The 23,422-nt window shown below is 34.1% G+C and carries 13 protein-coding genes; 3 read left to right on the top strand and 10 right to left on the bottom strand.

The genetic code is table 11. From position 1 onward, the window contains the following. Window positions 1-121 precede the first annotated feature (121 nt). Window positions 122-4,336 carry a transporter substrate-binding domain-containing protein gene (locus tag B0X80_RS14860; protein ID WP_077341562.1) on the bottom strand — a complete coding sequence of 1,405 codons (4,215 nt, stop codon included), beginning with the start codon at window positions 4,334-4,336 and terminating at the stop codon, window positions 122-124. Between the two features lie 4 nt (window positions 4,337-4,340). Further along, complete coding sequence (locus B0X80_RS14855; protein WP_077341560.1) at window positions 4,341-5,390, bottom strand: HD-GYP domain-containing protein; 1,050 nt, start codon at window positions 5,388-5,390, stop codon at window positions 4,341-4,343. A gap of 244 nt (window positions 5,391-5,634) precedes the next feature. Here B0X80_RS14855 and B0X80_RS14850 point away from each other — a divergent pair, with 244 nt between their 5' ends. Beyond that, window positions 5,635-7,590, top strand: a complete 1,956-nt coding sequence (locus tag B0X80_RS14850; RefSeq protein ID WP_077341558.1) for a RiPP maturation radical SAM C-methyltransferase — start codon at window positions 5,635-5,637, stop codon at window positions 7,588-7,590. Window positions 7,591-7,620: 30 nt separating this feature from the next. Here the strand turns inward: B0X80_RS14850 and B0X80_RS14845 are convergent, their stop codons facing one another. The 3 genes from B0X80_RS14845 to B0X80_RS14835 all read right to left on the bottom strand — a co-directional run bounded on the left by B0X80_RS14845 (window position 7,621) and on the right by B0X80_RS14835 (window position 9,582). Next, window positions 7,621-8,613, bottom strand: a complete 993-nt coding sequence (locus B0X80_RS14845; protein WP_077341556.1) for a C1 family peptidase — start codon at window positions 8,611-8,613, stop codon at window positions 7,621-7,623. Between the two features lie 90 nt (window positions 8,614-8,703). Beyond that, window positions 8,704-9,399: an iron-containing redox enzyme family protein gene (locus B0X80_RS14840; protein WP_077341554.1), complete on the bottom strand. Its 696-nt coding sequence runs from the start codon at window positions 9,397-9,399 to the stop codon at window positions 8,704-8,706. Further along, window positions 9,400-9,582, bottom strand: a complete 183-nt coding sequence (locus B0X80_RS14835) for an aroma-sacti cluster domain-containing protein (RefSeq protein WP_077341552.1) — start codon at window positions 9,580-9,582, stop codon at window positions 9,400-9,402. Window positions 9,583-9,781: 199 nt separating this feature from the next. Here B0X80_RS14835 and B0X80_RS14830 point away from each other — a divergent pair, with 199 nt between their 5' ends. Then, window positions 9,782-15,985, top strand: a complete 6,204-nt coding sequence (locus tag B0X80_RS14830) for a response regulator (protein WP_077341550.1) — start codon at window positions 9,782-9,784, stop codon at window positions 15,983-15,985. 31 nt (window positions 15,986-16,016) lie between these two features. Continuing rightward, window positions 16,017-16,922, top strand: coding sequence for a GGDEF domain-containing response regulator (locus B0X80_RS14825; RefSeq protein WP_077341548.1), 906 nt, complete (start codon window positions 16,017-16,019; stop codon window positions 16,920-16,922). Between the two features lie 43 nt (window positions 16,923-16,965). On the opposite strand, the gene B0X80_RS14820 is transcribed toward B0X80_RS14825, so the two are convergent. The 5 genes from B0X80_RS14820 to leuA all read right to left on the bottom strand — a co-directional run bounded on the left by B0X80_RS14820 (window position 16,966) and on the right by leuA (window position 23,242). Continuing rightward, entirely contained in the window at window positions 16,966-18,192 is a 1,227-nt protein-coding gene (locus tag B0X80_RS14820) for a cyclic di-GMP phosphodiesterase (protein WP_077341546.1), read from the bottom strand. Between the two features lie 281 nt (window positions 18,193-18,473). After that, entirely contained in the window at window positions 18,474-19,070 is a 597-nt protein-coding gene (gene leuD, locus B0X80_RS14815) for a 3-isopropylmalate dehydratase small subunit (RefSeq protein ID WP_077341544.1), read from the bottom strand. A gap of 9 nt (window positions 19,071-19,079) precedes the next feature. After that, on the bottom strand, window positions 19,080-20,492 hold the full coding sequence (leuC, locus tag B0X80_RS14810) for a 3-isopropylmalate dehydratase large subunit (protein WP_077341542.1): 1,413 nt from the start codon (window positions 20,490-20,492) through the stop codon (window positions 19,080-19,082). 2 nt (window positions 20,493-20,494) lie between these two features. Beyond that, entirely contained in the window at window positions 20,495-21,589 is a 1,095-nt protein-coding gene (gene leuB, locus B0X80_RS14805; RefSeq protein ID WP_077341540.1) for a 3-isopropylmalate dehydrogenase, read from the bottom strand. A gap of 102 nt (window positions 21,590-21,691) precedes the next feature. Beyond that, window positions 21,692-23,242 carry a 2-isopropylmalate synthase gene (gene leuA, locus B0X80_RS14800; protein WP_077341538.1) on the bottom strand — a complete coding sequence of 517 codons (1,551 nt, stop codon included), beginning with the start codon at window positions 23,240-23,242 and terminating at the stop codon, window positions 21,692-21,694. Between the last annotated feature and the right edge of the window lie 180 nt (window positions 23,243-23,422).

Below are 23,422 nucleotides of genomic sequence, written 5' to 3'. Positions count from 1 at the left end.
CTGCTTGAAGTGCTTTAACTGCATCTTCGAAATTGAATTGATTTGTCATGTGTCATTCCTGTTTTTACTAGTTTACTGAAATGACACAGATTTTTGAACACTACCTTTATTGCAGGCTTTTTTATTGCTCTTCAGTAAATAACATAAATTGATGTAAGTGGTATTTTATTTTATTGATATCGAATACATCTGCAGCAGCAAAAAGCTCGTGTGCAAAAGCTGCTAAAGCATTCTCTTCATATTTTTTCGCCCACACCTCTAATTCTTGCGCAAATTTAATAATGCCGTTGAGTTGATTATTTTTTTGTAATTGCTGGCAAATAGGGACATAGGTTTTAATAAGATCTTCTAATAATTCATTATTGCGAAGAATTATTGTTGAAGTGCTGTGGGTCATTTGCTTACTATTTTCATTTGAAACAAACTCATGATCTAAGTGTTTTTTGAGTTCAGTAATTAATTCTTTTTGTAATACGGGTTTGCGTAGGTAACCGTCAAAGTTTTCGCGTCGTTGTCGCTCGTAATCGTCTCTCATTACTGAAGCTGTTAATGCCACTATAGGTACGTTCGGTTTTGATGTCTTAATGATTTGTGCGGCTTCGTATCCGTCCATTTCAGGCATTCTAATGTCCATCAAGACTAAACTTATATCATTGTTATTGGCTTGTTCTATGGCCTCTAAACCCGTTTCAGCAATCAGTAATGTAATAGAAAGTGATGAAAATATTTCTATTAATAATTGCCTGTTGTCTTCAATGTCATCAACGATCAGTATGGTGGCACCTAAAAAGTTACATTTTGTTATATCGTTAGTATATTCAGTAGATATATCTTCGTTTGATAAGATTCTTTCAATGGCATTTAATTGTAAGCTAAAACAAGAGCCTTCGTTAAGAACGCTAGTAACCGATAGTTCTCCATTCATTAATTCAGTTAGTCTTCTGCTAATGGTTAAGCCGAGCCCTGTGCCTCCATATTTTCTAACACTTTGTCCTTCACGTTGATTGAAGCTTTCAAAAATAGACTCTTGGTCACTTTCTGAAATACCTATGCCACTATCTTGTACTGAAATAATAAGGTTTTCTTGATTATGAGTACTTTTTTCTATCTTGGCTTTTAAAGTAATAAAACCTGTATCTGTGAATTTAACCGCGTTACCAACAAGATTAAAAAGAATTTGCCTCACTCGTGCTTTATCTATTAATAAGTGATTAGGAATCTCATCTGAAACATCAATAATAAAGTCGATATTTTTACTTTTAACTTTCATTAAAAAAACATTGCCTATTTCATCAAATAATCCGCTGATACTGGTTGGTTCTTTAATAATGGTTAGCTTACCCGCTTCTATTTTAGATAAGTCTAAAATATCATTAATAAGCATTAATAAAGAATTACCTGCAGATTGTATTGTTTTGACGAAAGTTTTTAATTTACGATCCGTTACTTGTTCATTCAGTAGTTCTGTAAAACCAATAATTGCATTCATTGGGGTTCTTATTTCATGACTCATATTCGCTAAGAACTCTGACTTGGCATTGTTTGCCATTTCAGCCGACAGTTTTGCTTGCTCTAAATCTGCTTCCATCGCGATACGTTCTGTTACATCAACAGCAATAGTTAGCAGAACAGGTTTACTTTTGTAGGTGAGAGGGATAACTGAAATCATCATTGAATGAACTGAGCCATTATAACGTTTGAACGGAATAACAAGTTGTTCTATTTTGCCATGCTTTTTAATTTCTTCTGCTAGTTTGTGTTTATCATTAATATCATGATAAAAGTCAGCAATGTTTAATTTTTTTATATCGATACTTTTAATATTATTGTCAAGTTTAGCTTTTTTGTTTGCTGTAATAATATTACCGTTAAGGTCTGTAACAACAACATGTTGCGGAATATTATCGAGTAATGCTTTTGCTTGGGTTTGTGCTTCTTTTCTTAACAGTATTTCGTGTTTAAGTTTTCTATTCCAATAAATGATAAAAATTAGAATAATAATAAAGATAGCGACAATTTGAGCAATTAATTGATAGTCAACTTTAGTGACAAACTGAGACCGTCCCCATTTTTTGGCAATGCTTTGTTTTTTACTGGGGGGAATTGTTTGCAATGCTTTGTTGAGAATAGGAATTAAGGGCGATAATTTAGGAGTAACGCCAAAGGTGAGTTTGGTTTTAAATTCTGTTGTACCTACGACTCTAATGTTGTTAATTCCCATTTCAGATATTTGGTAACTTACCTGAGGGAGTGTGCCAAGAAAAGCATCTACTTTACCTGTAGATACTGCCGTTAAGCCATCAGTTACGGTATCTACTTTTTCAAATGTAATATTAGGATACTGGTTTAGTATTTGATATGTGTTGCCATAATCTTTGACGAGCGCTATTTTTTTGGATTTGATACTGTCAATATTTTCAACAAACCTCTGGTTATTTTTCATCACGATAACAATTGGGCTAGTAAGGTATTGTTGGGTAAATTCTAATTCGTTAGACAAAAATGTTTGTTCGGTTGTTGAAATAAGATCAACTTCACCCGACTTAGCCAGCGCAACTGATTCGGCCCAAGTATTTGTTGGTATGTATTTAAACGTTATATTGAGAGATTGGCCTAAAACCTTTAAGTAGTCAGACACCATACCAATGTATTGATTATTTTTGTCTTTTGCTTCATAAGGTAACCAATCTGGGTCACCTAAAAATGTAATAATGGGGTGTTGCTGTAACCATTTTTTTTCAGCATTAGTTAATAATAATGCTTTAGCAATACTATTTTCTTGGTTTCCTAACCAGCGTGTTTTTATTTTTTCTTTAGCGTTTTGAGGCGTATTTTTTAGTACTTTATCGATAATGTCTGTGAGTATTTTATTTTCTTCAAGGGCTCCCATATGTAAGTAATGGCTTTTATCAGAATTAAATGACTTATAAGGCTTTATAGTAGTAATGCCATTGTTTTTTAAGAAGAAACTTATAACAGGGTAAGAGTCTATTAAGAATTCTGCTTTTTTTTCTAATACTAGAGATACGGCACTCGCTAGATCGTCAACTTCAATAATATTAATATTTGGATAGGTTAATTTGATGATCTCTAACGATGAGTAGCCTCTAGGTATTGCTAATGTTTTATTTTTCCAATCTTCTTTGGTTTTTATGGTTACATCATCACGAATAAATACATAAGCCATCATAGTTTGGTATGGTTTGGTGTATTGTAAATATTGGTCTCTTTCTTTTGAATAATATAAAACAGGTAATAGCGCTATTTCATTTTGCTTTATTTTTTGGATTAAATTCGACCATTGATCAACAACAGGAACAAACTGAACGTTTAATTGGTCACCTATAAGGTTTAAGTAATCTCTACTTAAACCATCATGTTCGCCCTGTAAATTAACAAAATCGTACGGAGCCCAGTTTTGTTCTGCTCCGTATTTAATCGTAGGGTTGTTTTGTAACCATTGTTTTTCTTCGACAGTTAATAGTTGTTGAATTGATGTGTTTTTTTGTTCTTTGCGCAACCAACGTTGAGAAATGTTATTTTTGTCATTTTCAGTAATGGCTAATAACCCTTTATTGATAATACTGGCGAGTGTTTTATGTTTTTTCAAGGTGGCAATATGAATCGTGTGCATGCCAATTGAGCGGGTTGATTTAAAGGGGACTATTGTATTTATACCTTCTTTTTCAAGTGTATAAATAAGAGCTCCGTAAGTGTCGTAAAGTATATCTGCACGGCGTTCTAACACGGCATCTATCGCTTCTCCAAAGGTATTAACTAAATAAATTTTTATTTGTGGGTAATGCTTTTGCAATATTTCTATATGAGCATAACCTTTGGGTATTGCGACTGTTTTTCCATTCAAGTCTTCAATTGATTTAGCTTTTAAGGATTTATGAATAAAAAAGTAGTCTAATGCTTCGAAGTAAGGTTGCGAAAAAGTTAAGTATTCTTCACGTTTTTTTGTGTGGTATACCGCTGGTAATAAGTCTACTTCACCGGTTTGTATTTTAGCTAAATTATCGTCCCAATTAGCAATCGAAATATTAAATGTTAACCCTGTATATTTTGTAATAAGCGCAAGGTAATCATTTGATATACCTTGATGCTTACCTGAATCGTCAGCGAAATTAAAAGGAGTCCAATCTTTACTTCCCCCTACATTCACAATAGGGTTTTGTTCTATCCATAATATTTCAGAAGGAGATAATATTGAGTGAGATGTTGTAGATTGTTGTTCGGTATTTTTTACTTTATCAATGTTTTGAGCGGTTGAAATAAAACTAAGCAAATACATACACAATAAAAAGCGAGTTATTAGGCTTGTTTGTTTCATTAGTTTAGTTTGTTCCTATTGCCACAAATTCATCTAAATGCTCAATAAAAATATTCACTAGCGCGGGATCAAAATGAGAGCCAGACTGTGCTTGTATATAAGCAACCGCTTCATCAATTGTCCAACTGTTTTTGTACTTGCGTTTATGGGTTAATGCGTCAAATACATCGGCTAAGGCGACTATACGACCATATATGTGTATTTCGTTGCCTTTAAGGCCTCTAGGGTAGCCGCTACCGTCCCATTTTTCATGATGTTCATAAGCAATAATTCCTGCAGATTTGAAAAGTCGACGATGTGACTGTTTGAGAAAGTCTTTACCCCTTTCTGCGTGGGTTTTCATTACGTCGAATTCGCTTTCTGTTAGTTTTCCTGGCTTGTGGAGGATTTCTTTTGGAATAGCTATTTTTCCTATGTCATGCATGGGGGATGCATGGAATAGGATGATTTCGTCTTCTTCAGTTAAGCTATCTGTATAATGGGCTAATAATCTACACGATTCAGCTACACGCTTAATGTGTTGGCCGGTTTCATCTGATGTTAATTCCATCATTTCCATTAGAATGTAAATCATTTCACGCTGATTTTCTTCTAACTCGTTTGTTAATCTTTCGTGTTGAAAACCTGCTTTTAGAGTTAACTTTAGATTGTTTTGTTTTAATAGGTTTTTGGCTTTATAGAGTTCTAAATGATTTCTGACACGACATAAAATTTCTTCGGCATGAAAGGGTTTTACAATGTAGTCGACGCCGCCTAATTTAAAGCCTTTAGATATTGAATCTATATCAGATTTAGCGGTGAGAAAAATAATAGGGATATCTTTATGCTCTTCCATTAACTTAAGCTGACGGCATACTTCAAATCCGTCTAATTTGGGCATCATAATATCTAGTAAGATAAGATCGAATGTTTCATGTTTGATTAATTCGAGTGCTTCAAAGCCGTCAGAGGCAAAAGATAAGAGGTAGTGTTCTTCTTTTAGTATATTCATTGCAACCTGAATATTTTCAGATACATCGTCAACAATGAGTATTTTCATGTCCTGTAAATCCATTAATCTAAACTCCTTATTATTGACATGTTATAAAAATCACACGAATGCAATAGCAACCTGTTTATTAGGTTGTTGTATTTTAAACTGTTTAATATATAAACCATAGTAGGCTTTTCATACAACAAAATCTAGAAGAAGTTTTATCATGATCTTATTTTTATAAAAGGCATTATATCTTGTTAACTTTATGACTAAATTTTATAGTGAATATAAATAATATGTTTATGATATTAAGTCGTTTTATATGAAAACAGATATTTGCTTGATCAGTATGCCTTATACCTCTCTTAGTACCCCTTCTTTAGCACTAGGTGTACTTGAAAACTATATTAGTCAGTATGGAAATACGGTTCATTCAGTTTATGGGAATTTAGAGTTTGCTAAAAAAATAGGCTTGGCAGAATACGAATTTATTAATAACGCTTTTAACGATTACTTGATAGGTGAATGGACTTTTTCTCAATCAGCATTTCCGCAAAATGACTTAGATGACGAAGGTTTTTTCGCACTATTTAGAGATTTAGATAAGCCTAAAAAACAAATGTTGTTATCTATTAGAGATAGCGCTACAAATTTTATAGACGATATGGCTAAAAGTGTATTAGCTAAACAGCCTAAAATAGTGGGGTGTACATCAACATTTCAACAAAATTGTGCGTCCTTAGCTTTGTTGAGAAAAATTAAAAATGCAGATCCCTCCATTATTACTTTAATGGGAGGTGCCAATTGCGAAGGTATAATGGGGCAAACCATCAGTGAAGAATTTACTTGGGTTGATTATGTTTTTTCTGGTGAATGTGATGATGTTATTGGGGAATTTATTGATAAATTAGTTAAAGGTGATTCAATAGATAACCGTAACCTACCTTATGGGTTTATTACCCAAAAACATAAAGCTATTTTTACTGATGCTTCTATAAAAAAGAAAGCCCCACGAGCACATATGGAAGATATGTCGCTAGTGTCTTCGCCTATTTTTGATAGCTACTTTGATACGTTAAATAATCTTAATTTATCTGAATATATTTCTCCTGGGCTATTAGCTGAAACATCGAGAGGGTGTTGGTGGGGGGCTAAACAACATTGTACTTTTTGCGGTTTAAATGGTGGAAGCATGGATCATCGTTCAAAACTACCTGAAGTAGCCATTGAAGAAATGGATTATTTATCCACTCGGTATAATGTGAGCAAATTTTTTATTGTGGATAATATTCTCCCTGTAGAATACATGAACACTGTACTGCCTGAGCTAGCCGATAAATATGAATATAATATTTTTTATGAAACCAAAGCTAATTTAAAAAAAGGCCATGTAGAAAAACTCGCTAAAGCCGGTATAAAGTGGATACAGCCCGGTATTGAAGGATTACATGATGACTTTCTTAAAATTATTAAAAAAGGTACGACGGCTATTCAAAACGTAGCGGCTTTAAAATGGTGTAGAAGTTATGGTGTAAGGGTAACGTGGAATTTATTATGCGACGCTCCTTTTGAGCAAGCATCGTGGTACGATGAAATGGCAGAATGGTTGCCTTTGGTATCGCACTTACACCCACCTTTCGATCAAATGGCAAAAATTTGTTATCACCGTTTTAGTCCTTACTTTAATAATCCTGAACAGTTTGGTTTAACATTAGAGCCCACTAAAAGTTATCAGTATGTTTATCCGTTATCAAAAAATAAACTCTTTAATTTAGCTTATTTTTTTATTAAGCAAACAGATAAAACACAAGGGATCTATACCTTAAACTTTACTTTTACATCTGAAACATCGGCTCATGAAAAAGTACAAAATATTTTAAATGAGTGGAGTAACTCTTGGTTAGAAGGATCTTTACCTATGTTATTTATGGTTGACCAAGGGTCACAAATAATTATTATGGATACACGTAAAGTCGCAACAAATTTTACTCATATACTTACAGGTTTAACCGCGACTATATACAGAATGATTGCAGAACCAACACCTAAAGCAAGATTGCTCGTTAAACTGACTGAGTATTATCAATCAGCAGAAGAAACATATACTGAAGAAGCATTAGAAGAAAGTATTGATTTTTTAATTAAAAATCATTTAATGATCCATTTAAGTAAATGTTATATGTCACTCGCTTTTATAGGAGAGTCAACAGATATGCTAGACAATCAAGATGCTCCTAGCGGTTGTATTGATTTAGTTAAAGCGGCGGATGAATTATAAGGTTCCTCCAATAATATTACGTGTTTATCGTTACAAGGAAGATAAACACCAATAGCTAAAAGTGTTATTAACTTCTCCTTCAGTCGTATTGTAGTTACTTAAAAAAAACTGATAAGGGATATAGCAATAGCCCTTATCGCCAAAGGTATCACCGTACGAATTTCTTACTATGAACACTTCTTTTTCATCATCAAAACCAACCGCTAACATGGCATGACCACCTAACCTAATCTCGTCTTTAGTTGGCATAGTCATCACGCCGTTATTGGTGATAAGAAAAAAGCTTTTAGGTACCATCATACCAAAAATAAACGGTATACCTTTTGATAACGATAATTTTAGCTCGGTTAAATCATCCTTTACTGATAATTTGCAATAACGAATAATTTTGTATTGGTTTGCTTGCTCTATCGCTTTTGTAGAAGGTTTCTCGGTGATTGCTGCGTGTATTTCGGTTGCATTTTCTTTTAAAACTTTGGCTACTTCTAATTGAACATCTTGAAATGTTCCGGTTTTAACTACAGAGGCAATACTGCTCGGGTAGGCCATTTCAGGATAAGGCCATAGCGGTTCAGAACATACACCGTGTTTGTTTAAAACTTTAATGCCATCTCGAATAAAAACAGGTTTGTTGAAATCAACTTCGTTTGCTAATACGCGTTCGTGGTAATAAATAAACATAGGTGATGCGTTTAATGATTTTGCGGTTTGCTTAAGTTGATCTTTATGAATAGCGTTGGTATTTAGTAAGGAACTATTTTCGTTAACAAAATAGAGTTCAGCGGCAACCGACAACGCACAAGCAGAGCAAGAATTTAATAACCCTTGATTAATTATGGGGGAATTTAATAAATGGCGTAAATCAACTTTTTCATGAATATGCTCAGCTATTTTAGTTTTTAATTGAACAGGACATGAAATATGAGAATAAGAGGAAGAGTTTTCTCCATGAAGATCACAAAAAAGGTGATCTCTATGATCATAACAATCAGGCTGTACCGTTGTTTTATATAACGCTTCCATAATATCTCTTCAATTATTGATTTTTTTGTGTAAAAAAACCTTAATAATATTATTAAGGTTTTTTAAATTAATATAACTTAACGTTTTAAATTACGTGTTTTTAGGAGCCGCTCTGCAAACATCTTCCATCACTAAAGCCACATAACGATAGGTTTGAAATGCACTCATTTCAATGGCTCTAAAATGCTTTTCAGTTAGTGGCAAGCTGTTAATTGTATTTATAATATCTTGCCCATGCTGGCTGTCGATAACCGCGTGTTCTAAAATAGTACTAAAACCTTCCGCGGGTAATCCTGATTTTTCAATTAAACTTTCAACATATTCAACGGTTGGGTGATTAACTTCTAAACAAGCTATATACCCTAAAAAGGCGATAGGGTGGTGGTGGCGAATTAAATAATATTGTGAACCAACTAAAGCAGAAACATTTGAAGGTGGAATACGTGAAAAAATTTCTTCACGTGATACACCTAATTTTTCTAAATCGTTAACATACCATTGGTCATGATCTGTTTCTTCAGCAATATGTTTTTCCATATACTTTATTAATGGTGCACAAACAGGATCATTGTCTATTGTATTTGCGCAATTAATAACTTCTTCCATCAATGGAACGGTTGCTCTAGCGACCATTTGATTGATAAATATATGCTCTATACACACAGCAGGATGTGTTGCCAGCTGAGTAAATTGGTTATTTATATCTGCAGCTCTAGCACTTAAAAAGCTTAAGTTAGCTTGCAAACGTTCAAAGTGAGTTATTCCCTTATTTGTTTTACCTATCACTTAAAGAATAATCCCAACGGACTGACCACTCTGGTTCTGAATTTTTTTATTAATTGATTTTAAATGATCTACTTCTTCTTGAGATAATTGGTTTATCGCATTGACGTGATCTTCATGTAATCTATCTTTATCCAAAGCACCAGCTTCATGAAGTTGCTCAACATTGGTTTTTGTATCAGACATGTTAATTCCTTGTAAAATTATTGTTTTTTAAAGTTATTCAGTTAATTACGTTAACAGAATAAGGAATAAAGGTAATTGTTGTCAATCATTGATATTGATCGATAGTTCTTTTGTTATTTAAGAAATATTGCCTTTACAAAAGATGATTTTTATTCACAAAATAAGCTATTAATATAAATTAAAAAAATTAATCAATTTTATGAATTCATCTAAATTCAGTTTCTCTAACATTTATATCATTCTATTTTTATTTCTTTTTACTGCTATCAGCAACATTGCACTCTCTATAGAAATATCTAATAAACAATTTTCCCATTTTTCATTAGAAGATGGTTTATCACAAGCGACAGCTCAAACAATGCTTTATGATAGTCAAGGTTTTTTGTGGGTTGGAACCACAGACGGTCTAAATAAGTATGACGGTTATCAGTTTAAGGTGTACAGACATAATCCAGATGATAATAAGTCAATATCAAGTAATGATTTGATATCAAGTCTGGAAGATTCTGCTGGTAATTTATGGTTTGGAACAAACGGTCAAGGTATTACTTTATTTGATAAAAAGACTGAAGGCTTTACACATTTTAAATTTTTAGAAAATGAATCAACAAGTCTCAGTCATGGTGTAGTTAAGACCATTGCACAAGACAAAAAAGGGGGGCTTTGGTTTGGTACTAAAAAAGGCTTAAATCATCTAGTACGGCCATCTGATAAATTTATACATTTTAATCATCCCCTAGAAACGGGTATTAATGCTTCTGATTTAGATATCAATTATTTATTGCCTGATAATAATAAAATTTGGATCGCTACGGCTAATAGTGGTCTATTTTATTTTGATTTGGTTAGCCAATCTTTTACGGCTATCCCAGTAGATAATGTTAGTTCTACTATTACCTCAATGGTTAAATTTAACGGTACTCAAATAATGTTAGGCACTGATGATGGGGTTGCCTTTTTAGATATTAATGCACTTAAAGTTATTGCTCATAAACCTTTATCTATTTTAAAAAATCAATACATTAGTTCGCTCTTATTAGAAGGTGATAATTTATGGATTGGCACTAAAAATGGGGGGTATGTTTATAATGTTAAAAGCAAATCTCTTAGCCATTTTACTCATCAAGAAAATAAAAACAAAAGCTTAAGCCATGCAGAAATTACAACATTAACTAAAGATCGATTTGGAGGCGTTTGGGTTGGTACTTTTGTAAAAGGATTAAATCGTTTTGATAGATCTACTATACAGTTTAACCATAGCAATACAGAAAATACCAGTTTATCAAGTAATATCGTTTTAAGCTTTTTAGAGAAAAAGAATAGATTACTTATTGGCACCTATGGTGGGGGGTTAAACATATATGACAGAAAAAGTAATACTTATGAACTCCGTAAAACAATAATAGATAACACCAATAGTATTTCAAGTGATGTTATAACTGCGTTAGTTGCCGAAGATGATAATACTTTCTGGGTAGGTACTATTGGGGGAGGAGTAAATAAATTTAATATAGTTGAAAATAGTATTTCTCATTATGTAAATACTCCCGATAATTTAAAAAGTTTAAGTAATAATAATGTATTAACTCTATTTAAAAGTAAAACTGGAGAGTTATGGGTTGGAACTTGGGGAGGAGGACTAAATAGATTTGACTCTGAAGGCGATTATTTTAAACGTTATACCCATGAAGTAAATAATAAAAACAGTATATCAGATGATAGTATTTGGGCCATTTATGAAGACAATAATGGTTTTTTATGGCTGGGTACAGAATCAGGAGGGCTAAATAAATTTGATCCTCAAACGAATATATTTACGCATTATTTGAATGATGTAAATAATAAGAAAAGTTTAAGTCATAATTATGTTCTTTCCATTCTTCAAGCTAAAAATGGCACTTTATGGATAGGGACAAAAGGAGGGTTAAATAAATTTGATCCTATATCTGAGTCTTTTATTCATTACAGAGAAAAAGATGGTTTAGCTAATGACAGTGTTGTAGGGATTATTGAAGATCTTGATGGCAATTTATGGCTGAGTACAAATAAAGGACTTTCGAAGTTTAACCCTAAAACAGAACGTTTCAAGAATTATGATAATAACGATGGGGTACAACATACTGAATTTAATGCATTAAGTTACTATAAAAGTAAACGTGGTGAGGTGTTTTTCGGTGGTGTAAACGGTTATAACCATTTTTATCCAGAAAATATAAAAGATGATACAAGCATACCTCAAGTGGTGTTAACTGATTTTTTTCTATTGAATAAACCCGTTAGAATAGCTAATAAGCGTAATTTATTAAACGACACTGAATTAAATAAAATAAGCTCCAATAAAACAAAGCAACCAATAGAAGAAGATAACTTTGCCTTACCCGCCGCAATTAATGAACTAGATGAATTAACGTTAAGCTACCACGAAAAAGTGATTGCTTTTGAGTTTGCTGCACTCCATTTTGCTGAACCTATGAACAATCAATATGCCTATAAACTTGAAGGTTTTGATAGTGAATGGATTTATACCGACGCTAAAAACAGAAGGGCAACTTACACCAATATACCGGCTGGTAATTATGTGTTTAAAGTTAAAGCCAGTAATGGTGATGGATATTGGAATGAAGAAGGTAAAACGATAAAGCTCAACGTTTTACCGCCTTTATGGGAAACTTGGTGGGCTTATACATTATATCTTATCGCTATTTTAGGGATTATCTTTTTTCTTATTTACCGTCAACATATTAAACATTTACGTGAACAGGCTCTTAACATTCGTTTAACCCGTGTTGATAAACTGAAAGATGAATTTTTAGCGAATACTTCACACGAATTACGTACGCCACTCAATGGTATTATTGGGTTGGCAGAGTCGCTTATAGATGGCATTGCAGGTAAATTACCCGATAAAGCAACTCACGATTTATCTATGGTTGTATCTAGTGGTTATCGTTTATCTAACTTAATCAATGATATTTTAGACTTTTCTAAATTAAAAAATCACAGCTTAACCTTGCAAACAAAACCTATTGATTTATGCAGTATGGTTAATGTTGTTATTGCACTTTCTAAGCCTACGGTAAAAAACAAAAAACTTTTGTTAGTTAATAATATATCTGCAGATTTCCCCCCTGTTATGGCGGATGAAGATAGAGTACAACAAATTTTATTTAATTTGATTGGCAATGCGATTAAATATTCATTAAGTGGAGAGGTGACCGTATCTGCTAATGTCATTGGTAAAAAAGCTTTTATACGTGTTAAAGATACGGGGATTGGGATTGAAGCATCAGAGTTAGAAAGTTTATTTGACTCGTTTAAGCAAGCTGAGCACACAGAACTAAAATTAGAAGGTGGAACAGGGCTTGGCCTAGCTGTTACAAAGCAGTTGGTTGAATTGCACGGTGGTTCTATAGAGGTAAGTTCAATACCATTACCTGATGAAAACCATGGAAGTTGCTTTAGTTTTTATCTCAATTTAGCCAGTAAAAAGGAAATTAAAGAAACAGAAGGCAGTGCAGTGCTGACAAATACATTAGAGCAGTCGTTAGTTACTTTACAGCCTTTAGATGACGAAATAGATTACTTTTTTAATATGAGTGACTCTGAAAAATATTTAGGTACAGCGGATAACAAAGAGCGCACGTTCAGCATACTTATTGTAGACGACGACCCCATTAACCGTCAGGTTTTAGCTAATCACTTAATTCCTAAAGGGTATCAATTAACGCAAGCGTTAGGTGGTCAAGAAGCACTTGATATTATTGAAAAAGAAAGTGAAAACTTACCTCCTGAGCAGCGACCATTTGATCTTGTATTACTTGATGTGATGATGCCGAAAGTCGATGGATATCAAGTTTGCCAAAAAATCAGAGAAACTTATTCAGTTAATGAACTACCGATAATATTCTTAACAGCAAAAAATCAGGTAGCTGATTTAGTCGAAAGTTTTTCAGCTGGCGGTAATGATTACTTAACTAAGCCTATTTCTAAGTACGAGTTGTTATCTCGGGTTGAAACACATCTAAAATTACTTGATATCAACCGTAATTTAGAGCGACAAGTTAAAGAACGAACGTTAGAGCTAGAACACGCAATGGAAGCCAAAAGTGACTTTCTTGCAAAAATGAGTCATGAAATTAGAACACCAATGAACGCCATTATTGGTTTAAGTCATATCACATTAAAAACAGAGTTAGATAAAAATCAAAGAGACTTACTTGAAAAAACTCAAGACGCTTCTCACGCGTTATTAGGTCTTATTAATGATATTTTAGACTTTTCAAAAATTGAAGCAGGTAAAATGGGTGTTGAATGTATTCCTATGACAATAGATACACTCATCAGAAAAGCTAATAACATTTGTGCTCTTCGTGCTCACGCTAAAGAGTTAGAATTGGTAGTTCAAGTACATAAAAATGTGCCGGAACAAATCAAATCTGATCCTGTTCGTTTACAGCAAATACTGGTTAATTTAATTGGTAATGCGATTAAGTTTACAGAAAAAGGGCATGTTCATATTGAAGTGAAACAAGTCAGCAGCGATCGTTTACCTATATTAACTCAGCCTATTTATAATAATGAAATTGATCTCAATAATTTACGTGTGCTTGAATTTAGTGTGTCAGATACAGGTATAGGAATTAGTAAAGAATCAATTGAACAATTGTTTAAATCATTTTCACAAGCAGATAGTTCTATTACACGTAAATATGGTGGTTCCGGATTGGGGCTTTCTATTTGTAAAGAATTAACCAGTCTTATGGGAGGGGATATTTGGGTTGAAAGTGAAGAAGGCAAAGGGAGTAAATTTAGTTTTACTATTGTCTTTGAAGCGCTTGAATGTTCTATTTTAACCCCTCAAAATTTACACCTGATGGACGAATTACAAATACTGGTAGTGGATGATAATCCTATATGTTTAGACATTATTAGTGATGCATTATGTGAATATAATTGTAATGTAAGTATGACTAATGATGCTATTAGTGCTCTACAATTGTTGAAAGAGCGAAATCAAGCTGGATGTCCATTTGATATTGTAATTACTGATTGGAAAATGCCCGATGTAGATGGTATTGAATTTGCCCAATTAATTAATCAAGAACCAGACTATTATCACGTTAAAGCTGTTTTAATGGTTACTGCTTTCGATAAAAATAAAGCGATACCTATGGCTCAATTTGCGGGTATCGACGCTTTTATAGAAAAGCCAGTAACACCTACTTTATTATTAGAATCTATTTTAAATGTACTTAAACTAACACCTGAACCAGATTCCAATCATTTGAATAGCACTTTAAACGTAAACTATTCTAATAAGCATATTTTATTAGTTGAAGATAATGAATTAAATCAACAAGTTGTTTTAGGGTTTTTAGAAGAAACTCAGGTCAATATAGATATTGCAGATAATGGTAAAATAGCATTAGAGAAGCTAGCCAATAAAGCCTACGATTTAGTTTTTATGGATGTACAAATGCCAGTAATGGATGGAATAACGGCAACCAAAGAAATTAGACTGCAAGAACAATTTAAAGATCTTCCTATTATTGCAATGACAGCTCATGTTGTACCTGAAGAGTTAAATAAATGTTTCGATGCAGGTATGAATGAATACTTTACTAAACCTATTGATCCTAAATCGTTAATAACCTTACTTGCCAAGTGTTTTAGTGTATCTGAACCTTATTACCTACCTTTGAAAGCAGAAAAATCTTCGAGTAAAAATTCTTTTAATAAGCTTCCTTGTAGAGGTAAAACCCCGCACGATCAATTTATAAAAGATATAACGGCTTTAAAAGAAATTAATGCGACTAAAGCTTTAACTATGATGGAAGGCCGTGAAGAGATATTTAAAAAAATTGTCATTGGCTTTTATCACAGCGCTTCTGACACAATGAAGCTAATGGAAACACAGTTCAATGACCGTAGTTATAAAGAGCTTTATATTACAATTCATTCTTTAAAGTCTAATGCCGCATACATAGGAGCATACACATTATCAACACTTGCCGATAAGCTTGAAGTATTGATAGGTAGTAATAATATTACTCCTGAATTAGGCCAAACAGATAAAACAAAAATTGAAAAATTGCTTAATCAAGTCTGTGCAGAGCTTAATCTTGTGTTTTTAGCTTGTTCGCCTGTGGTTGAGAATTATGTAAATATGTCAGGAACCAATTCAGAGTTATTATCATTACAAGATATTAGTCGTAATATGTTAACGTTATTGCAAGAAGAAAATGCTGAAGTAGAAGATTTATTACCTGCATTTATTCAGTCTACTCGTCATACTGCATTTAAAATAGAAGCAGAGCAAATTGTTGATTATATAGAAGATATAGAGTACTCGAAAGCAATCACTAGTGTGAATGCTTTAATAGAAAAAATAACTCAGGTTTAATTACTCATTGTATATTTAGGAAAGATAAATTTTGGAACAAACGATTTTAATTGTAGATGATGATAAGTCGAATAGAAAAATTCTAAGAGACTTACTACAAGAGCAAGCTAAAATTATTTTTGCTAAAAACGGTATGCAAGCAATAGAGCTAGCTAAAAAACATTTGCCAGACCTTATGTTACTTGATGTCGTTATGCCTGATTTATCAGGATTTGAAGTTATCAGCGTTATTAAAAAAACACCTGAAACCATGAACATATCAGTGATTTTTATTACGGGGTTAGCCAATGATGATGATGAAGCTAGAGGCTTTGATTTAGGTGGTTGCGATTATATTTATAAACCTTTTAAGCCGAATATCGTTATTGCTCGTGTCATGATGCATTTAGAGTTAATTAATCAACGTAAAATGCTACACGATATTGCTCATTTAGACGCTTTAACGGGGGTTTTTAATCGTCGCCAGATGGATGTTGTTCTGAAAAATGAAGTTGCAAAAAATCAATTGAATGAAGCCACTATGATGATAGCATTGATCGATATAGATTTTTTTAAATTATATAATGATAACTATGGACATGGTGCTGGCGATATAGCATTAAAGCAGGTGGCTATTGCGTTAAAAGAAGCCTGTACGAGTAAAGAGTATTTTGTTGCTCGGTATGGAGGAGAAGAATTTGTTGTAATTTGTGCAGATTGCAATATTACCTCAGCACTCGAATTGATCGAAAAAATGATGCAAGCTGTGCATTTAAAAGCAATAAAACATGAGTATTCAAATGTTTCTGAACAACTTACACTAAGTGTGGGGGCTGTCGTCGTTTGTGGAAAAAGTGCCAAACATAGCGGACTTGATGCATTAAATAAGGCTGACGAGTTATTGTATGACGTTAAATCTAATGGCCGTAATAGAATTAATATTGTTCCTTTGAATTAGCTCATGCTCGTTTTCCATTCAATGTTGCCGGGTATAGGAAAAACTAATCGATAAAAGCATTTTTAAAAAATTTAAGTAAATCTAAATTAAATTCTTCTGGTTTAATACAACTCGCTATTTGGTCGTTGTATTTGGGCTTACTTAAATCTAGCTCTTCCATTGTGATCACTTGATTTAAACGCGTATTGTAAAAAACGCGCACAAAAGGATTTAGTGGTTTATTTTTGTTAAGACGACTGATCAATCCTACTTTACCACTGTTTAGCTTTACGAGAGTCCCAATAGGGTAAAGCCCTAAACATTGAATAAATTGCTCAACTAATGCTTTATCATAACTATTGGGTGATTCACTCATCAGTATTTTAAAAGCTCTAATAGGGTGCATACCTGCTTTGTATACTCTTTCTGCTGTCATTGCATCGTAACTGTCAACAATCGCAATCATACGGCCATATAAAGAGATGTCTTTAGCTTCTAATTGATTTGGGTAACCTTTCCCATCGATTCGCTCATGGTGCTCTTTTACAACTGACATTACAATATTAGAAACGTGAGGGGTTTCTTTAAGTGCTTCTACACCTAAAACTACATGAGTTTTCATTATTTCATATTCATCTGAAGTAAGCTTACTTGGCTTATGTAATATATGATCAGGAATAAGAACCTTACCTATATCATGTAAAAAAGCGCCTAAAGCTAGTTGTTCCATCACCTTTCGCTCAATGTTTAAGTGCTTGCAAAATATGGTCATTAGAATAGATACATTAAGAGAATGTTCAACAAGATAATCATCTTTCATCCTTAAGCGAGTCATACATAAAAGAGCATCAGGATTTCTAAAAATGGAATCAACAATTGCGTCAGTACTTTCTTGAACAGCATTAGTGTCAATAATTTTGTTTAAAGTGATATCTTGCAATATTTTTTCTTGTAAGGCTTTAGCGTTGTTATAAAGCTTATTAGCCGTTTTAATTTCTTTGTCTAAAGAGGTTGTAAGATCTTTAGGTTCGGGTATTGATGACTTTTCTGCTGTAGCTGTTTCACTGTCTTTTGTGGCGTCATTTTGTTTGGTTTTTGATGGGTCTATGATCACATAAGTTACATGCGATTTTTTCAGTTGCTCGATGCTTGATTCTTTTAATATATAGCCTTCAGATTTTATATTTACGTCTTTATTTTTAGTGAAAATGGATAAAACATACATACCAAGGGTTAATTGATTTAATGGTATTTTTTTTTGTTTTTCTAAAACATTATCCGAGTTTGACATTTAAAATCCTAAGTGAGACGTTTTAGTTATTTTTATACTAATTTTTTACTAGGTATAAATCGATAGATTCATCATAAATCAGTTATTAGGTAAATTATAGTTCATGATTGATATTTTTGTGATGGAATTACTGTTGTAATTTAGTTGCGGAAAAATAGGGAATTATTATATGTATCAGGTTATTGTAAAAAGGCAACGTATCATTATAAATGAACGTTGCCTTTATTTATTTGAAGAGTATTGCTCTTATTTTCTAAGCTAATTAATGCTTGAGATTGTTATTAAGCCCAGCTTGGACGCTTCGCTTCAAACGCTTCAATTAAGTCTATTTTATTTAATGTCCAACCAACACTATCAACACCTTCAGCTAAGCAATACTTGTGGAATGTATTCATCTGAAAATTAAAAGTTAACTCACCACATGAAATACTTTGGCTAGGAAGATCAACCGTAATATGGATGTTGTTAGCTTCTGCCGCTTCAAATAACTGCTGAATTTCATCATCAGTTAATTTAACTGGCACAATGCCTATGTTGATACAGTTACCGTAAAAGATGTCAGCAAAGCTTGGTGCGATAATTACATCAAAGCCGAACTCTTGTAATGCCCATGGAGCATGCTCTCGGCTTGAACCACAACCAAAATTTTCACGTGTTAATAAAATACTCGCCCCTTTATATTGCGGGTAGTTTAAAACAAAATCAGGATTTTCTTGTGTGCCGTTATTGTCTAAATAACGCCAATCATTAAATAAATGCTGACCAAAACCTATACGTTCTGTTTTTTGTAAAAACTGTTTTGGGATAATTTGGTCGGTATCTACGTTAGCCATATCTAACGGAGCAACTAAACCTGTATGTGATGTAAATTTTTCCATTACTTGCTCCTATTTAGCGTTAAGGTCAACAAAGCGACCTTCAATTGCGGCAGCCGCTGCAACTTCAGGACTGACTAAATGAGTACGACTATCACGACCTTGACGGCCCTCAAAGTTTCGGTTTGATGTAGAAGCACAGCGATCACCTGGCTCTAAACGGTCATCATTCATACCTAAACACATTGAACAACCGGGTAAGCGCCATTCAAAACCTGCATCAATAAATATTTGTGATAAACCTTCTTCTTCTGCCTGGGCTTTTACGCGGTATGAACCCGGTACAACAATAGCATCAACAGTATCAGATACTTTTTTATTCTGTTTCGCGTAATCGCTAACGATACTGGCTGCAGCGCGTAAATCTTCAATACGTGAGTTAGTACAAGAGCCTATAAATACTTTATTAACGGTGACATCTGTTAATTTAGTGCCTGCAGTTAATCCCATGTATTTTAATGCTTTAACACAAGACTCTTTTTCAACAGGATCAGAAAAGTCGTCAGGAGATGGAACAACAGAATCAATCGATGTTACTTGTCCTGGAGTTGTACCCCAAGTCATTTGCGACTTGATGTCTTCACCTTTTAAGGTTAATACATGATCAAATGTTGCATTATCATCTGTTTTTAATGTTTTCCAATAAGCGACAGCCGCATCCCAATCGTCTAGTTTAGGCGCGTATTCCTTATGTTGTAAGTAATCAAATGTTGTTTGATCTGGAGCTATTAAGCCAGCTTTTGCACCGAATTCTATGCTCATATTACAAATGGTCATACGCTCTTCCATGGTTAATGCTTCAATAGCTTCCCCACAGTATTCAACAACATAGCCTGTTGCACCTGCTGAACCCGTTTTACCAATAATGGCTAAGATAATATCTTTAGCGCTAATACCTTTGCCTACTTTACCTGTTACTTCAATTTTCATGCTTTTAGCACGATTTTGACGAAGTGTTTGAGTTGCTAATACATGCTCAACTTCTGAAGTACCAATACCAAAAGCTAATGCGCCAAACGCACCATGTGTTGCTGTATGCGAATCACCACATACAATAATTTGACCTGGTTGAGTAATACCTAACTCGGGTCCCATTACATGAACAATACCTTGGTTTTTATGACCCATACCAAAAAGTTTGATACCAAATTCTTTACAGTTTTCTTCTAAAGTACGTAACTGGTTAGCACCTGCAGGGCCTGCAGCATCAATATCTGCTTTACGCGTTGATATGTTGTGATCCATCGTTGCTATGGTTTGTTGAGGACGACGAACAACGCGGTTATGAAACTTTAAGTTAGCGAAAGCTTGTGGGGTAGTCACTTCATGAATTAAATGACGATCTACATATAAAAGTGGTGTTTCACCTTCTTTGCTTTCAACTAAATGTTGAAAATATAATTTTTCGTATAAAGTAGTTGCCATGATTACTGCTCCTTAATGTTAGCGCAGATGATTTCACCCATCTCAGCGGTAGTTTTTGCCGTAGCTGTACTTTCAGGTGTTAATAAATCACCCGTTAAGTAGCCATCGTCTAATGCTTTTGATACGGCTTTTTCGATAGCTTGTGCAGCATCACCTTGGTTAAGGCTATAACGTAGCATAAGTGCAGCAGAAAGAATTTGTGCAATCGGATTAGCAATACCTTTTCCTGCAATATCAGGAGCACTACCGCCTGCTGGTTCGTACATACCAAAGCCTTCTTCGTTTAAGCTTGCTGAAGGTAAAAGTCCCATGGAGCCAGTGATCATTGCGCAAATGTCTGACAAAATATCACCAAAAAGGTTAGAACAAAGCATTACGTCAAACTGTGCTGGGTTTTTAACTAATTGCATAGCGGCGTTATCAACGTACATATGGTCTAATGCAACGTCAGGGTATTCTTTAGCAACATCTAATACCACTTCGCGCCATAGTACTGAGGCTTGTAATACGTTTGATTTGTCAATAGACGTTACTTTGTTATTACGTTTTTGCGCTGCTTTAAAAGCTAAGTGAGCAATACGACGTATTTCTTTACGCGAGTACACCATAGTGTCGTAACCGTATTCGTCTTCACTACCCGCTTCACCAGCACGACCTTTAGGTTCACCAAAGTAAATACCACCGGTTAATTCACGCATAACTAGAATGTCAAAACCTGTGCCTGAAATATCAGCACGTAAAGGTGAAAGATGCGACATAGCAGAAATTAAGCTAGCAGGGCGCATATTACAGAACAAACCGAAATGGCCACGTAAACCTAATAATGAAGCGCGTTCTGGTTGTTCAGCAGAAGGTAAGTTTGCCCATTTAGGACCACCTACAGAGCCGAATAAAATAGCGTCAGCTTTTTCACACCCTTCAATAGTACTTTTGGGAAGTGCTTGACCGTCATTGTCGATAGCATAGCCACCCACATTATAATCGTTCAAGGTAAGGTCGAAATTAAATTTTTCAGCAACGGTTGCTAATACTTTTTTTGCTTCTGCCATGACTTCAGGACCAATACCGTCACCGGCTAATATTGCTATGTTAGACATTCTTTACCTACTTTATTTGTTACTTAATTTGTTGAACTTACTAGTACATTCAGCTATTTGTGGTAAATTTTTGTAGTAAGTCCGCTTTAAATATTCTTATTACTATTTATTTGCTTTACGTTCTTCACGTAATGCGGCAATGTGTTTTGCGCGTTGTATTGCGTTTAATGCTGATACAAATGCTTGCCCTGACGCTTCAATTACATCGGTTGCAATACCGTAGCCATGAAAATTACGGTCTTGCCATTTTACGACTAAATTAGCGACACCTAAGCCGTCTTCACCTGCACCTTTATTCGATATTTTATAATCAGCAACTTCAATTTCTTCATCAACGGCTTTTTTAATAGCTTGATATAGCGCATCTACAGGACCATTACCTGTAGCTGATTTTGTTTGTATTTTATCACCTACGCTTAATTTAACGCCCGCTGTAGCAAATTCACCACTACCAGACTGTACGTTAATATCTAAAATTTGGTAATGCTCTTGGCTATCTTGTTGTTGAATATTAAATAATAAGGCTTCTAAATCATCATCAAATACTTGGCCTTTTTTATCAGCTAATTTTAAGAAGTCTTCATATAATGCTTCAATGTCGAAATCGTCTTCGTTGTAGCCTAATGTGCCCATTCTGTGTTTAATTACATGGCGACCACTACGAGAGGTTAAGTTTAATTTTGTTTTGCTGATGCCGACACTTTCAGGTGTCATAATTTCGTAAGTATTAGACGCTTTCAACATACCATCTTGATGAATGCCTGAAGAATGACTAAAAGCATTACTGCCTACAATTGCTTTGTTTGGTTGTATTGGCATATTACATAAATGACTAACTAGCTTGGAGGTACGAGCAATTTCTTGATGATTGATGTTCGTATGAACATTCATTAAATCTTGACGCGTTTTCATGATCATCGCAATTTCTTCTAATGAACAGTTACCCGCACGTTCACCAATACCGTTAACGGTACATTCAATTTGTCGCGCACCCGCTTGTACAGCAGAAATTGAGTTGGCCACTGCTAAACCTAAATCGTTATGACAATGTACAGAAATTACTGCTTGGTCAATATTAGGAACACGGTTGAATAATTGTGTAATAATTCCGCCAAACTCGTTAGGTAAAGTATAACCTACAGTATCAGGAATATTGATAGTTGACGCGCCTGCTTTAATTGCATTTTCAACCATACGACATAAGTTATCAATTGGTGTACGGCCAGCATCTTCACAAGAAAACTCCACATCGTCAGTAAAGTTACGTGCATATTTAATTGCATGTAATGCCATAGCTTCAACATCGTCAAAACCCTTACGTAATTTTTGCTGTACGTGAACATCTGAGGTAGAGATAAAGGTATGAATACGGAATTGTTCAGCAACACTCATTGAATCAGCACAGGCTTTTATATCAGCTTCTACAGCACGAGATAAACCACACACTATAGAGTTTTTAACGGTGCGAGCTATTTCTTGCACTGAGTGAAAATCACCGGGTGAAGATACAGGAAAACCCGCTTCAATAATATCTACACCTAAACGCTCTAACGCTTGAGCTATTTGGATTTTTTCATTTACTGATAAACTAGCTGTTAATGCCTGCTCACCGTCTCTTAAGGTCGTATCAAATATTATTACTTTGTCATTCATGGTTATGTCCTTGGCGGTTATACACTTAAGTACGCAGGCAAAAAAAAACCCGCGAATTATAGCGCGGGTTTGATATTTATTCTTTATAAATTTTAAACAATAAAACAGTATCCGCGTATTTTATCTACGAGGAGGAGTAAATTTTTAGTTGTAGCGGTTAAAAAATTCATATTATTGTTT

The organism is Pseudocolwellia agarivorans, assembly GCF_002000085.1.
Taxonomy (GTDB): Bacteria; Pseudomonadota; Gammaproteobacteria; order Enterobacterales; family Alteromonadaceae; genus Pseudocolwellia; species Pseudocolwellia agarivorans.
This window is presented reverse-complemented; position numbering and strand designations above follow the sequence as displayed.

Coding starts and splice junctions, on each gene's coding strand:
- B0X80_RS14860 (WP_077341562.1), bottom strand. CDS start 4,336: ATGAAACAAACAAGCCTAATAACTCGCTTTTTATTGTGTATGTATTTG.
- B0X80_RS14855 (WP_077341560.1), bottom strand. CDS start 5,390: ATGGATTTACAGGACATGAAAATACTCATTGTTGACGATGTATCTGAA.
- B0X80_RS14850 (WP_077341558.1), top strand. CDS start 5,635: ATGAAAACAGATATTTGCTTGATCAGTATGCCTTATACCTCTCTTAGT.
- B0X80_RS14845 (WP_077341556.1), bottom strand. CDS start 8,613: ATGGAAGCGTTATATAAAACAACGGTACAGCCTGATTGTTATGATCAT.
- B0X80_RS14835 (WP_077341552.1), bottom strand. CDS start 9,582: ATGTCTGATACAAAAACCAATGTTGAGCAACTTCATGAAGCTGGTGCT.
- B0X80_RS14830 (WP_077341550.1), top strand. CDS start 9,782: ATGAATTCATCTAAATTCAGTTTCTCTAACATTTATATCATTCTATTT.
- B0X80_RS14820 (WP_077341546.1), bottom strand. CDS start 18,192: ATGTCAAACTCGGATAATGTTTTAGAAAAACAAAAAAAAATACCATTA.
- leuD (WP_077341544.1), bottom strand. CDS start 19,070: ATGGAAAAATTTACATCACATACAGGTTTAGTTGCTCCGTTAGATATG.
- leuC (WP_077341542.1), bottom strand. CDS start 20,492: ATGGCAACTACTTTATACGAAAAATTATATTTTCAACATTTAGTTGAA.
- leuB (WP_077341540.1), bottom strand. CDS start 21,589: ATGTCTAACATAGCAATATTAGCCGGTGACGGTATTGGTCCTGAAGTC.
- leuA (WP_077341538.1), bottom strand. CDS start 23,242: ATGAATGACAAAGTAATAATATTTGATACGACCTTAAGAGACGGTGAG.